The 15209-nt window shown below is 44.9% G+C and carries 9 protein-coding genes; 6 read left to right on the top strand and 3 right to left on the bottom strand.

The genetic code is table 11. The annotated features are described in order from the left end of the window. Window positions 1-3 precede the first annotated feature (3 nt). The 3 genes from gspE to G8770_RS00035 are packed head-to-tail and all read right to left on the bottom strand — an operon-like array spanning window position 4 to window position 4088. Window positions 4-1485: a type II secretion system ATPase GspE gene (gene gspE / locus G8770_RS00045; RefSeq protein ID WP_167180468.1), complete on the bottom strand. Its 1482-nt coding sequence runs from the start codon at window positions 1483-1485 to the stop codon at window positions 4-6. Further along, entirely contained in the window at window positions 1469-3430 is a 1962-nt protein-coding gene (gene gspD / locus G8770_RS00040) for a type II secretion system secretin GspD (RefSeq protein ID WP_167180466.1), read from the bottom strand. Before gspD ends, gspE begins: the two co-directional genes overlap by 17 nt. Window positions 3431-3488: 58 nt before the next feature. Next, entirely contained in the window at window positions 3489-4088 is a 600-nt protein-coding gene (locus G8770_RS00035) for a type II secretion system protein N (protein WP_167180464.1), read from the bottom strand. Window positions 4089-5141: 1053 nt separating this feature from the next. Here G8770_RS00035 and G8770_RS00030 point away from each other — a divergent pair. From G8770_RS00030 to G8770_RS00005, 6 genes are all read left to right on the top strand, one after another. Further along, window positions 5142-6803, top strand: coding sequence for a PilZ domain-containing protein (locus G8770_RS00030; protein WP_167180462.1), 1662 nt, complete (start codon window positions 5142-5144; stop codon window positions 6801-6803). A 67-nt stretch (window positions 6804-6870) separates the two neighbouring features. After that, window positions 6871-7905, top strand: a complete 1035-nt coding sequence (locus G8770_RS00025; RefSeq protein WP_167180460.1) for an alginate lyase family protein — start codon at window positions 6871-6873, stop codon at window positions 7903-7905. After that, complete coding sequence (locus G8770_RS00020) at window positions 7902-9437, top strand: glycosyltransferase (protein WP_167180458.1); 1536 nt, start codon at window positions 7902-7904, stop codon at window positions 9435-9437. The genes G8770_RS00025 and G8770_RS00020 overlap by 4 nt, the downstream gene beginning before the upstream one ends. 44 nt (window positions 9438-9481) lie before the next feature. Further along, a complete protein-coding gene (locus tag G8770_RS00015; protein ID WP_167180456.1) occupies window positions 9482-10795 on the top strand; it encodes a nucleotide sugar dehydrogenase in 1314 nt (437 codons plus the stop codon). A gap of 58 nt (window positions 10796-10853) precedes the next feature. Beyond that, window positions 10854-12290 (top strand): mannose-1-phosphate guanylyltransferase/mannose-6-phosphate isomerase, encoded by a 1437-nt coding sequence (locus G8770_RS00010; protein ID WP_167180447.1) that lies wholly within the window; start codon window positions 10854-10856, stop codon window positions 12288-12290. 201 nt (window positions 12291-12491) lie between these two features. Continuing rightward, a complete protein-coding gene (locus G8770_RS00005; protein WP_167180445.1) occupies window positions 12492-14882 on the top strand; it encodes a CBM96 family carbohydrate-binding protein in 2391 nt (796 codons plus the stop codon). The last annotated feature ends 327 nt before the right edge of the window (window positions 14883-15209 follow it).

The following is a 15209-nucleotide window of genomic DNA, read 5'->3' as shown; positions in this document are numbered from 1 at the left end:
TAATTAATCCTCGTGTGTCACACGCAGGACTTCTTCCACTGTGGTCTGCCCTTTGAGAATACGGGTGCGGCCATCGCTGCGAATACTGGGGCTGGATTGACGGGCATAGCTCACCAATTCTGCTTCAGATGCGCGATTGTGAATCAGTGCGCGCATGCCTTCATCAACAGCAATGATTTCGTAAATGCCTGTGCGGCCTCTGTAGCCCAGTCGGTTACAGTGTTCACAGCCATTGGCGTGATAGAGCAAGGGAGACTGCTCGAGGGAAACCTGGAGTAACTCGCATTCGGCTTGGTCTGCCGTGTAGGAGGATTTACAGTACGGGCATAGCAGCCGGACCAGACGCTGAGCGATGACACCAATCAAGCTGGAGGACAGTAAAAAGGGCTCGATACCCATATCCACCAGTCGGGTTACAGCACCTACAGCGGTGTTGGTGTGCAGGGTTGAGAGGACCAGATGGCCGGTCAAACTGGCCTGTATGGCAATCTCAACCGTTTCTTTATCCCGGATCTCGCCCACCATCACCACATCCGGATCTTGGCGTAACATGGCCCGTAGGCCGCGGGCAAAGGTCATACCGGCTTTAAGATTGACCTGTGTTTGGCCGATGCCTTCAAGGTTGTATTCGATCGGATCTTCGACGGTTAGGATGTTTTTGTCAGCTTGATTGATACTGGCCAGGCTGGCATACAGCGTGGTGGTCTTACCTGAGCCGGTTGGGCCGGTGACCAGTAGAATACCGTGAGGCTTGTGCAACAACTCGGTTAGCCGTGCTTCATCCTGCGGTTGCATGCCCATATTGCTGAGTTTCAGCCGACCGGCCTGTTTGTCCAGCAGGCGTAACACGACGCGCTCACCGTTACTCGATGGCATGGTCGATACGCGGACATCGACCTCTCGTCCACCCACCCGCAATGAGATACGACCATCCTGCGGCACTCGTTTCTCCGCAATGTCTAGCTTTGACATGACTTTAATGCGCGAGACTAACAAGGGCGCTAATTCGCGCTTAGGTTGTACAACTTCGCGCAATAACCCATCAATGCGAAAGCGCACGATTAGCCGGCTTTCAAAGGTTTCGATGTGAATGTCGGAGGCGTTGAGCTTGATGGCTTCGGACAACAGGGCGTTGATGAGTCGGATAATCGGTGCGTCGTCTTCCTGTTCCAGTAGGTCCTCGGATTCAGGTACAGCGTTGGCAAGGCTTGCAAGGTCAAGATCACCGCCCAGATCTTCTACCATTTGCATGGCTTCGCTGGAATCTCTTTCGTAGGTTTTGGCCAAGGCGGTGTGAAACTCTTCGGCCGTGATGGGAGTGATGTGCAGCGGTCTGCCGAGATGACGTTGGGCTTCAGACAAGACTTCCAGGGGAGGCAGCTTCACGCACAACAGATTGTTACCGTCTGCACCATTGAGGACAACCTGGTTGCGTTTGGCAAATCCAAATGGCAATTTCAGTATCGTTTCAGGGATCGGGGGCATCTGGGGCATCCGCTTTTGATTTGGCACGTATAATGACACCTGGGGGCTGACTGGGCTTTGGCGCGGTAATTTCTGGCAGTTGGGGAATAGGGTTTGGCACGAAGAAGGAATCTACCCGCTCACGGAAGGCGCCCTGTTCGCTGCGAATGCGTTCATAGCGCTCGCGCGTCACCTCAAAGCTTGCAGCGCTATCATTAAGAATGGTTGGCTGGATAAACACCATCAGATTGCGTTTGATGGTGTTGCTGCTGGTGCTTTTAAAGAGGCGTCCAAGAACCGGGATGCTGCCCAGAATGGGCACTTTGTTTTCGGTCTCTTGAACTTCATCCCGGATCAGGCCGCCGAGTACGAGTGTCTGCTCGTTGTCCACCAGCACACGGGTTTTGATTTCTCGCTTGCTGGTAATGATGTCGGAGGCATTGACATCGGTACTATCACGAATGCTTTCTACACTCTGTTCTATTTCCAGTGTGACGGAATTGTTGTTATTGACTCGGGGTTTGACTTTAAGGGTGATTCCGACATCCTGGCGCTCAATGGTCTGGAACGGATCATCATTTGCTCGCGCTTCACTGCCGGTAATAAAGGGGACATTTTCACCCACAAGAATCCTTGCCTCTTCATTATCCAGCGCCATAATCGTGGGGGTAGAGAGGATGTTGGCGTTGGATTCAGTCGCCAGGGCATTAATCAATGCTCGCATATCCCCACCACGAAAATAGCCAAATGAAAAGCCGGAACCGAGCGTGCCCAAATTACCGTCCTGATCAATATTGAGCTTTGGTGTGAGGGGGAATGAGCGAAATCCAAGGCTGGTATCACTGTTGTGTGCCATCCATTCAACGCCCAGATCTTTACCCAGCTCTTCACCCACTTCCACAATCAATGCTTCCACCAGTACCTGAGCGCGGCGACGGTCCAGTTTGGCGATGACGCCTTTCATAGTATTGAGCATTGCGGGGGGGGCGGTGATGACCAGGGCATTGAGAGCTTCACTGGCCTGGATGCCAATTTCAGTGGTCATGGCGCCTTGATCTTTTTGATTTTTTTTCAGGCTGCCTGCGGTGCTTTCCAAGATGGGCACCAACTCGGCCGCATTGCTGTAGTTCAGATAGAATACCTGGGTGTTGCCATCACCTGTCAGAGGTTGATCCAGCCTCTGTACCAATTTGCGGATTTGACTGCGGGTAGCAATGTCGCCAGTAAGCAGCAGACTGTTAGAGCGCTCATCCACCGCCAATTGCACAGTGCTCACTTCTTCTTTTTTCCCCTGAGGTTGAGGCAGGAGTTTGTTAATGACGTTGGCGACGTCTTTCGCACTGGCAAATTCCAGGGGTAGCAATTCAATATCCACCGTGTTGCCGGTATCCAGACGTTTGATGATGCCGGTTATCTTGGAGATGTTGTTGGCGCGATCGGCAATGATCAGGGCATTTGTAGTTGGGTAGGCGGCCAAATGACCGACTTGTGGTACCAGGGGACGCAGCAGATTGACCAGTTGGGTGGCCGATATGTTTTTAACCTTTACCACCTTAACCACTACCTCTTCCGGAGGTGTTTTGTTGTCTGGACCATTGTTGATGACAGGCACAGAAGACTGTTTGGCAAGGGCGTCAGGAATGATTTTCAGAGCGTTTCCGCTTTCGACAATGGCGAAACCATGGACTTGCAGAGCAGAAAGAAAGACTTCATAGGCCTCGCCAGTAGTCATGGGGGAACCTGACAAAACTGTGACCTTGCCTTTAACGTTTGGGTGAACAATGATGCTTTTATGAGTTACTTCCCGAGCCCACTGTATGAGGTCAAGAATGTCGGCATGGTCCAGTGCCAAAGTGATTTTCGCTTGATCATCTGGTGGCTTGGGTAAAGTTTGCGAATACACGCCTTCTGCGCCAAACAGAAAAGTAGAAAAAATCACTGTAATAATACCGTATCGGTGTTGCATGTTCAAAGTCCGTATTTTTTGCTAAGAGTTTATACATCCTTCGCATGACGCAGTTATCTCAATGGATTTTTGAGTCTTCACGGGCTTTCCTGGAGCCATGTTGATTGTTTGCCGGGGAGCTGGCGGGGTTTCTGTTGGTCGGTGTAATCTGTTCCTGTTGATTTTGGGCATGCTGTTTAATCAGATTAAATCTCAGGTTTTCTAAACGTCCGTTAAACTCAAAGGTTACTTTCTCGGGATCAACTTTTTTAAGTTTGGCACCACTCGGAAGGGTATCGGAGACTTTGTAGTAGCGAGCAGACTTTCCTTTTTCTGCAATAAGCGCTCGGCCTTCTGCTGTTGATGAGCTTGCAAATGTTCCTCTCAGTTCTAGTTGCAAGCGGGTATCAGTCTGTGTGGTTTTAGATTCCCGATTGAGCGGAATTTCCGTTGCGATTTGACCGAAAAGATCACTGCTCGCAAGCTCTGTAATCGGGATATTTACTTTGGGCATAATGGGGCGTGCGCTGTGTCTTGATGGGACAGACTGAAGATTGAGTTGGACATCTTTATACACCAAGGCGGCTAAATTACCCACTCCAAGCAGAACCAGGAGCGCAACAGAATTGGATGTATTTATCCATTGTAATGCACGTAATACCTCACCATCAGAATGCATAAGCTTAAATTCCTGCAATTAGAATTTATTCACATCATATGGATGGCATAAACTTTACTCATGCCAAAATGGTCCTTTCTCGATAATTTTTCAATCACGCTGGAAGTCGATTGCAACGGTAAGCTTTGGTACCAGTATTTCCGTTAAGGTATAAAGATAAAAATTAGCCAAAAAACAGAAAATCACCTGTTTTTGGCCTCATCATTGGTCCACAGCAGTATAGAAACCCTGAACTTAATCCCATTTCAGTACACCTTGATTTGAATAATTAACTGCAACACCGAAGGTGCAATTATTGGTGGTATTACTTATAGGTATATACCAATTTACGCTCGAATGATGCTTATCGTGATTTAAAATGTTCTCAATTTCCAAAATTTTCTGTTTTAGGCCACGCTAAATAAGCGTTGTCATGCTGGCGCCGCTGAATACTTTGGATATTTAAAGATTTGACGGAGGGGTTTGATTTGGCCTTCGTCAGGCTGAAAGCTTTACATTCTTGAAAGATGCCAGTACCCCATATACTCGCCTGTGAATCCTGATTCAAGGTCTGCTTTTCATTATTGAGAGTTTTTTAGGCAGGCCAAAATTGTGAAAAGCATGGTTTTGAGTCCTTTTCCAGATTATGTCATACATGAATTCCATGACTTTAGTCGTAAACGATTGGTGATTTTTAGTTGTTTTAAGCATAGCAACGAGATTGGCTGTGCGCGTCGTGACGCTCGGTTTTAATAAGTCCTATTAGCCCGAATGAGCTATTGTTGAATCCCTTATGAGTTCCTACTCTCAATAACAAGCCATGTGAGACACAGAAGTAGGTCTCCTGTTTCCGTTTGTATTTAACTCAAGACTTTTTATGGAACAGCCGTTGTGAATTCGGTGATACACCAATCGCTAATTTTATAATGTGGTGAGTTGTGGCGGTTAGGTAGACCAGACCACCAAATGTTTCTTTTGTTTGGGGTTGCAAGAAGTAGTGTGCTTCTACTGTGCATCTATGCATCTTTATAGTGCTTAAGGGGATATCCGGTTTTGAACGTAAAGTCTGCAAGAATGAAACGAGAAACAGCCAGTCAGCGTAGGCATTTCCGGATCACGGCGCCTCTGAAAATACAAATGAATATGGATGATGACCTGTATTTTTATAAAACCAGGAACTGGAGCATTGGAGGATTTTGCATCGATAACCTTGAAGGTGTTGATGGTTTCGAGGCAGGAAACATCATTCCGGTTAGAGTAGATATTCCCTTCAGCGATTTCGACATAAATTTTGAAACGGAGGTCAAAATAGTACGTATTGATAAGTCTCTAAATAGTTTGTCGGCAAAGTTCATTAGCTTGGACAATAGGAAAGAGGAATTACTGAAATACTTTGCTGACGCGCTTATTTCAGGTGAGATTGCAGGTATAGGCGATACACTAAAGCACATAGATACCCCGGTTACGTTGGTTTCAGAGAAACCGGATTCCAAGAAAAATGAAAGGCAACCTGAAAAAAAACGCAAAGCAATCCTTATTGCCTCTTCCTACATTGCTGCCGGAGTACTGATTGGAAGCTATGTTCTTGGTATTGCCTATTCAAGCATTTTCAAAATACGGGTACAGTCAGCTGCGATATCAGCTCCGGATAATCTGATTCGAGCACCCTTTTCCGGGACAATTGATCTGACGTATGTCACGGTCGGAGATGCAGTTCAGTTGGATGAGCCACTGTTCTATATTCGAGATGATGCCACGATTGAAAGCATAGAGATGGCCAAGATTGTTGTTCGAGACGCAGAAAATGAGCTTATGGAAAATGAGCAGAAGCTCTCAGCTGAATATCAAATGCTGGAAATTTACAGGTCATTTGGAGTGGCCGAACTGAAAATAGCGGAAGCAGAGACAAAAGCACTCAAAGAAAAATTGGCTTTGGCAAAAACCAGATATGAAAGAAACCTGAAGCTACACCAGAAAGATTTGGCCAGCGATGATGTTGTTGATCGAGTGGCTGAAGAATATATCGGTCTAAGAGCAAGTTTATCTGTGGCTATGGCCAATGAAGAAATGGCTCGAAAAGCGGTTGAGCAAATAGACAGTGGTTGGTTTTACACGGATAACAAACTGGAAGGCAAAGTTGGTGAATTGAAGCCTGCTGTGACAGCAGCTAAAGAGCGTTTGCTTCTTGAGAAAGAGCGGCTTTCGTTGATGGAGAAGCGTCGCCTTAGGCTGGAGATTCAGTCGCCAGTAGATGGGAGAATCGTATCGGTGTTGTCGGGGACTAAGCAGTTCGTAGAAAAAGGCCAACCCTTAGCTGTGATAGAAGGTAATGGAAAAAAGCTGATAGAAGCATTTGTGTCAGCAGACAATCTTAAAAAAATTGATTTGAGTAGGCCTGCAACAATATTTTTACAGGGTTCGTCAACTTCGCTGAGTGCAACCGTGGATAGCATAGAGCGGGGCTTGATTCCAGAGTCATCCCTCAGGAATGTTAATTCAGTATTGCCAGAGTCAGCGGTGGCGGTGAAAGTAAATCTGATATTGCATAGTAAAAATCCAAATAAAAAACTCGATAACCTGCCGCCTGGATTGCCCGTCACTGTAGAGTTCTCAAGAATTTTTGATGCCAACATTATAAAAGGCTCTGCAGAGTTTAATTCTGGAGACAATGATGACGCGAACTTTTCAGAAAGTATTCCTAAATTAGATTTTCCTGCAATGACAAAAGCTGAATAAACCTTTTTTTATAAAGATGAGTGCAATTAATATGTGTCGTTGCTCAGTGGTGATGAATGTTTTTATCATGACAATTCTTTCAGGGTTGGTGTCTGTTAGTGTCCATGCAGGCTGTGGCAGTTCACTTTGGCAAGAAGTGGATTTGTCTTCAGTTTTAGAGAAGCAAGCAACGTTAAAGGAAGAGCTTCTAGTGCAAGCAGAGCAAGCTTTGAAGCGACAGCCATCTCCCGTATCAAGTTTAAGGAGTGCGGGTGTTGAAGACAAAAATGACCCTTACTTTATTGCCTCTAGAGCGGCCTTACAGGATTCAGACAGCGCAGTAATTCTGGCTTTGTCCTATGTAGCCTTTAACAGAAAAGAATTTCACGAAATGGCTAAATTTATATTGTTGAAGTGGTCAGAGGTAAACATACCGACAGGAAATCCAATAGATGAAACAAGGCTGGATGGGCTTGTGTGGGCATTCGCAATTATATGTGAAGAGTTAAATGCTGATGAAGTCGACAAAATTAGTGAATATTTTGAGGCAATGTATCAAGCCAAGAAAAAGTGGAAGTTTGGACCGAAGACGGCCTTAAATAACCACAAGACACATCAACTTAAGATGCAGATGTTGATAGCAAGGGCGCTAGGTAATGTGGATGGTTTTCGATCCGCTTCCGAATCGGCAGCTGAACATGTACAAATAAATATTGATGCCAGTACAGGCGAGTCAATCGACTACATACAACGAGATGCCCTTTACTATCACGTTTACGATTTGGAAGCATGGCTAGATATTGCGTTGATCAGTGAGTGTTGTGACCAGCAGGTAAAATCAGCGTACTGGTATGTTGTGGATAAACTTCAGCGACATGAAACAGGTGATGAGTTTAAAAACTCAACAGCAGCAATTGATGAAAACAGGGCTGCAGCGGGATTTCATTATGCAAAGGTGCAAAAATTTGAAATTAAAAGGATGGCCAGGTCAACTCTGGCATACATTGCTTTGGAGCGAGATGTTACGATTCCTCAGGAAATGGTTCGTATCGCGAGAGAAAACCTTGATCGGCGCCTACTCTTTCACAAGGTGAGAGCCCTGTTAGAGGAGGATCTTAGTTGAAACACACCGGCAGAGAGTTTAAATGCAGTATTAACCAAGTGATTCAATTGGCTTTATTGATATTCACAATATTCTTTTTATTACGATTTATACCTAATCGAATTTGGCAAGACAATACCGTACAGCTAGCGGCTACACTGGGCATTATTGGAACCTGGAGGTACGGTTGGTGGTTAACGCATTTTATTCGAGCGCAAATATTTGGACTTTTTGTCTATCCCCGTAAAAAATCCCTGGCAGATAAAGTTTGGGAAAGCGGATGGCGTCCTAAAAATCTGATCTTCATGATGACTACTTATAAAGAGGATAAGAGCGTTACGGTGAGGGTTTTGGACAGTATTTTTAGAGAAAGTCGTTGTGTTGATGTTCCGGCAAAAGTTTTTGTAGGCAGCGGTGATATCTATGATGAAAAAATTATCGAGGAATACATAAAAGTACATGGTGGAGGCGTCGACATCGAATTCATTGTCATACGGCAAAATAAACCGGGTAAAAGATTTGCAATCGGCCTCGCACTGAGAGCGATGTCCCGATATGGGGTTGGCGGTGATGATCCGGTCGTATTCATGGATGGTGATTCCATTATGGCTCCAGGGTGTTTGCAAAAATGCCTTCCGTTTTTTGAACTCGACAAAAATCTCCTTGCTTTAACAACAGATGAGATAGTTGAACTCAGCAAGGGACCTAGCTGGATAAAATCCTGGTTGGATTTGAGATTTTCCCAGAGACATATGGCTATGCAGTCACATGCACTTTCTAACAAGGTTCTTACCTTAACTGGTCGAATGTCTGTGTTTCGGGCTGAAAACGTGGTCAATTATAGCTTTATCCGCACTGTTGAGTCCGATCATTTAAACCACTGGTTATGGGATGACTTTCGTTTTCTGTCTGGTGATGACAAAAGTACCTGGTATTGGTTACTTAAAAAGGGTGGCAACATGTTTTACGTTCCGGATGCTTTGGTAATCACTGTTGAAAGTATCGAGGGTAATGGCTATGAAAGAATGGTTCAGAACCTATTACGATGGTCCGGAAACGTACTTAGGAATGGGGCCCGAGCTTTAGCGCTGGGACCCAGACACGTTGGCCTATTCACTTGGTGGTGTATTCTGGATCAACGAATTGCCATGTGGACCACCTTGATTGGACCGATGACGGCGATCATTGTAGCGATTTTTGTATCTCCTGTTTATATACTGGCTTATCTGGTTTGGGTGTTAACGTCCAGGACGGTATTGTCATTGATGATATTTGTCTATGCAGGCCGTATACATGTGTTATTCCCTTTCTTTCTTTTTGCTAACCAACTGATTAACTCCCTGGTGAAAGTCTATATCGTATTTCGACTGCCGAAGCAGAGATGGATGAACCGTGGTAACCAAAAGGCACCATCTGCTAGCGAAGGATTTATCTTATCGTTTCGTAATTATATGGCCAGCTATTTGACATTTTTCTGGGTATCGTTGATGGCGTTTTCGCTGTTGATATATCTTGAAATATTCAAACCGTTACCTTTATCACAAGTTTTTTAAGTGTTAAGGGGTTTATCTACTTGGGTGTTAAGGAGTTCTAAATCATGAAAATCTCTATTTTTGGATTAGGCTATGTCGGCGCAGTATCTGCAGGATGCCTGGCATTTCAGGGCAATAATGTGATCGGTGTGGATCCGTATAAACCAAAGATTGATTCCATTAACAGTGGTCTCACTCCCATTATCGAAAAAGACATTGGTGAGTTGATTAAGGACGGAGTTGGCTCTGGAAGGTTGAGAGCTACAACCGATGTAAAGGATGCTATTTCCAATACTGAAATATCCTTTATTTGTGTGGGTACTCCAAGTCAGCCAAACGGTGGGCTCGACCTTCAATACGTTACTAATGTCTGTGAACAAATTGGCATGGCTTTAAAAGACAAGAATGATTTTCATGTGGTCGTGGTTCGAAGTACGGTGCTTCCTGGAACCATGCAGTCGACAGTTATCCCAACGCTGGAAAAATTTTCTGGAAAGAAGTCAGGAAAAGACTTTGGTGTGTGTAACAATCCGGAGTTTCTAAGAGAGAGTACCGCTGTTTACGATTATTTCAATCCACCAAAGACTGTCATCGGAGAAATGGATGATGTAAGCGGTGATCTTCTGGCCGCCATTTATAAAGACATTGACGCTCCAATGATTCGAACAAAGATTGAAGTTGCCGAACTGGTGAAATACACAGACAACGTCTGGCATGCTTTGAAAATTGGATTTGCGAATGAAATAGGAAATATTAGTAAAGAATTGAAGATTGATGGCCATGAGGTTATGGATATTTTTTGTCAGGATACCAAACTTAACCTGTCACCATATTACCTGAAACCAGGTTTTGCATTTGGCGGATCTTGTTTACCGAAAGACGTACGGGCTCTTACCTATAAGGCAAAGAGCCTGGATTTGAATCTTCCGATCATGAATTCCATTTTGGCTAATAATAACTATCAGATCGACCGCGGCATCAGCATGGTTATTAATGGTGGTGGCAAGAAGAAAATTGGAATACTGGGGTTTGCTTTCAAAGCGGGTACCGATGACTTGCGTGAAAGCCCTTTGGTTGAAGTCATCGAACGCCTGCTGGGAAAAGGTTATGACATAAGGTTATATGATAAAAATGTATCGATAGCATCACTGGTGGGTGCGAACAAGGATTATATTCTCAACCAGATTCCCCATATCCACCGATTGATGGCCAGTGGTATCGACGAAGTACTTGATCACGCAGAAACGCTGGTACTTGGAACCAATGATGCTGAGTTTACGGATTTATCATCAAAAATTCGGCCTGATCAAACTATCATTGATTTGGTGAGAATAAACAGCCTGTCCAACAGCGGAATGTATAAAGGTATTTGTTGGTAGATGTAGATAGGATTGGATCCACAATTCTAATTCATGATCGAATTTTGAGGAACAAGCCATGACAATCTATCCAGTCATACTTTGTGGTGGGGCGGGAAGCCGCCTTTGGCCATTGTCAAGAGAGTTTCATCCCAAGCCGCTATTAGCAGTTGGTGGCGAAAAAACGCTATTACAGGAGACCGTGCTTCGGTTGGGTGAAGTCTCAAATATTCAAAATCCGATACTCGTTTGTAATGAGGAGCATCGATTTCTTATCGCCGACCAGTTGCTGAAAATTGGTAAGAAATTTGATTCCATTATACTGGAGCCCAAGGGGCGCGATACGGCGCCAGCACTGACCATTGCCACACTAGATATTGTTCAAAGAGATCCAGAAGCAGTTGTTGTTGTTATGCCAGCCGATCAGATGATTCCTGACATGTCCAATTTTTCACGCTTGGTTGAGCAGGCTGCGGTACTGTCGGATAGCGGAAGTTTAGTGACCTTTGGGGTCGTTCCTGATAGGGCGGAAACTGGCTATGGATACATAAAACGAGGCCAGGTTCTCTCTGAGACCCGTGCCTACCTTGTTGATAAATTCGTTGAAAAACCTGACAAGGAAACGGCTAAACGGTATTTGGAATCAGGTGATTATTACTGGAACGCAGGAATTTTCGTTCTGCGTGCGGATGTTTGGCTAAACGAGATAAATGAGCACCGGCCTATCATTCTCAAAGCCTGCGAAACATCGATGCAAGGAAAGACCCTGGATTCAGGGTTTATGCGTATTGGCAGCGAGAGCTTTCTGTCTTGCCCTGCAGAATCTATTGACTACAGCGTCATGGAAAATACTGGAAACGCTGTGGTTCTGCCATTACCTTTATCCTGGTCTGATGTTGGCTCCTGGTCATCAATCTGGAATTTACTGGATCAGGATGAGAGTGGGAATGTGAAAAAGGGCGATGTTATATGTCATGAAACAAAAGGCTCTCTAATTATGTCTGAAAGCCGTTGTGTAGCCACAGTCGGACTGGAAGATATCATAATTGTTGAAACGTCGGATGCAGTATTGGTGGCAAACAAAAACCGTGCTCAAGATGTTAAGGCCATCGTGTCTCATCTTAAGTCCAGGGGTAGGACCGAGCATCTTCATCATAGACGCGTACACCGTCCCTGGGGAGACTATGAAGGCATAGATCATGGTGGACGATACCAGGTAAAGAGAATCTCCGTTAAACCAGGGGGTAAGCTTTCTTTACAAATGCATCACCACCGCGCGGAACACTGGATCGTAGTTTCAGGAACCGCAAAAGTTGTTATCGGGGACAGTGAGAGGCTGTTGTCTGAAAATGAGTCCACTTATATACCGATTGGTGTTACACATCGTCTGGAAAATCCAGGAACAATACCCTTGGAGTTGATTGAGGTTCAGACCGGAAGTTACCTCGGGGAAGATGACATTGTCCGTTTTGAGGATATCTATAATAGAGTGCCGGAAACGAAAAAAGCCGGATAATTTTTTGGTTGGCAAAGAAAGTTTACCTACGCCAACCATTTTTAACAAAGAATGCTTGTAGCCGAATCAATTAGCTTAGGTGAAACAGTAGGACCGCCACCCCTGTTGATTCAACCGAAGTGCACAACAGCTGTCTTAGGTTTTCAAACGATAGTTGTTCGGGCTAGATAAGTCATTGGACAAGTTATCGAGGGATGAACCATGTCACTTATGCTGAGAGTATCTGAAAAACAGAGAAAATTGTCAGTAATGCACCGAAAATGTTTAAAGTTTCAACGATACGCACCTGCTCTTGCCTGCTTGATTTTTCTGTTTGCCGGTTTTTCAGCGATTGCCTGTGACCAATCAAATATACGATATTCCACTTCGAGTGACAGGGTATATGTTGAAAATGGCGGTACCTGTAGCATATCTCAGATTGCTACTATCGTCGTTGCCAAATACAGCTCCATTGCTCAGGGTCAGTTGATCGAGCAGCTTCAGCCAGGGGTGTGGTTGTTAAAGTCAGAAATGCGCTTAGAGGGCGGATCAACATTTATCATTCGTGGCACCAGTGATGGTGGTGATGCTGATACTTTTTTACTATTGAGTGAAAATGGCTCTGCACCAAAACATGTAAAAATCCAGGCTAAATATGGAAACATTTTAATAGAAGGGACGACCGTAAGCAGTTGGGACCCGGCAGCTAATGGTCCTGATGTGGACTCGAGTAATGGTCGGGCTTACATTCATGTAAACTCCATCGAATCCAACGTACTGGCTCAAGAATCAAGAATGGACATCAGTAACAGCGAGGTTTCCTATTTGGGGTTTCATGATTCTGAATCCTACGGGCTGGTATGGAAAGTGAGAGGAGGGGATTCGGATGAAACTATCTACGATAGGCTTGAAGTTTATGGCGACATAGTTAATAGCTATATTCATCATAACTATATGGGAATGTATACTTTTGGTTCTTATGGAATGACCATTGAAAATAATGAATTTTCATTTAACGAAAGTTACGGAATAGACCCGCATGACGATTCCGATTGGCTCCAAATTTTAAGTAATGATGTACACGATAACGAAAATCACGGGATTATTTGTTCAAAGCGCTGTAACAATTTGCTGATATCGGGCAATGTTTCATACAGGAATCGACATGGGATAATGCTCCATCGTGACACTAACGACAGTGTCGTTGAAAATAACACTGTGTACGATAATCGGGAAAATGGTATTGCAGTTTTTGAAAGCCATAACAATATTATCAAAAATAATACCGTGACTGGCAATAGACACGGCATACGTTTGTCTCTGGGGAGTCATGACAATATCATCGAAAATAATATTATCGAAGATAACGTGAAGAATGGTGCGTACTTTTATTCGGGCTCCGATCTTCCGGCGACAACCAATGGAAGACCTGCCGACAATATATTCAGATACAACACCTTCAGCAATAACGGTCGCCTGATGAAGATACGAGATTCAGACAATATCGTATTCAAAGACAATATCTTTGACGGACCGACCGATGTCGAATTATACGATTCGTCTAACTTAGAAATTGTCGGTAATACGCATTTGTTTTCGGAGCTTTCTGTCCGACTGGATGGCTCAGATATGTTTCCGTCTGACGTAGTGTTCGAAATTGATGAAAATACGAACGTCAAATTGACAGACTATGCCACTGTTATTCTCATTAATCATAACGGGCGTATTCTTGATCCTGAAGAAAGCGCTGGCGTAGTAACGGCAACCTATGATATCTCGGATGGTACTCCGCGAACTACGACGATTCTGGAATTAACATCATCAATTATCGGTTCGAGTACCGATGTGACTGCTTTACCTTTCTGGGTGTCTCTGGCTTCTGGAGAAATCGCGATTAGGTCACCTGATTTCACCGGTCCAACCAAGAGCTGGAAGGCAGCTTCCGCCAGCGACAGTGTTCAAACAGATTTCAAAGTGACTGGCATGGAAGATGGGGTGTTGTATGAAGTGTTCAAGGACAATGCTCCATTCACGGAAGTGACGGCTACTGCCGGAGAAATCGTATTTTCGGACATTGTCACTTCGGCGGAAGCAGAATACGCAGTTTTGGGGCATGCAGTAGGGTTGCCGTTCGATGTTTATGCCGATACCCATGTCAGAGATGGTCTGCCGGATACAAACTATGGTGATGCTTCAATCATGGAAGTGAAAATGTCGGGAGCGGATTATATACGCTACGGGTTGCTGATGTTTGATGTTTCCACCTTAACCGCGCCAGTGTCCAGCGCGACGCTCGTGCTTAACATGGAGCTTTCAAGGGCTGGTTCGGTCACCACTCAGGTGCGTGCCGTTGAGGATGAATGGTTGGAAAATTCCGTAACCTGGAATAACTTTCCGACGATGGGCTCCTACATCGGTGAGAAGACCGTTGCCTCTGATAACTGGATGCTCTATGAGATCGATGTGACTGCGTATGTGAACAGCCTGATTTCTTCCGGAACCTGGCATGCGAGTTTTGCGCTTATCAATCCTGAGGAAAGTACTGCGGTTACCCGGGTAAGGTCAAAAGAAGGATCTGTAGAGCAATCGAGTAAATTGGTGATAGTTCCCTGAAGATAATCCTTAGGGATGTTTTAGCTCTAGGTTGCGGGATTGTTAATTTGGGTGCCTGGCAGGAAGGCCAACAGATAATCTCAAAATCTGTTGGCCGGCCATAATCAGCAAACACTAGCCCGGATGTTTCACCAATACCCAGCTCCGTCGCAATCAAGGCCGCGCCAGCGGCCAGTTTGAGCTTCAAGCCCTGATTCAGTTTACTCTTTGAACGATTTCCTTTTTCAGGGCACAACTCCCCCTTACCCCCAGTATTTGTCAGCATGCCGGGGCAGCACTCTTTGAGGAGTTATGAGGTGTTCAGACGAGACAGGATGGTAGTGAAGA

It is taken from the genome of Pseudomaricurvus hydrocarbonicus (assembly GCF_011602365.1).
GTDB classification, from domain to species: Bacteria; Pseudomonadota; Gammaproteobacteria; order Pseudomonadales; family Cellvibrionaceae; genus Pseudomaricurvus; species Pseudomaricurvus hydrocarbonicus.
The sequence above is the reverse complement of the archived record's forward strand: the minus strand, read 5'-3'. Positions and strand labels throughout refer to the sequence as shown.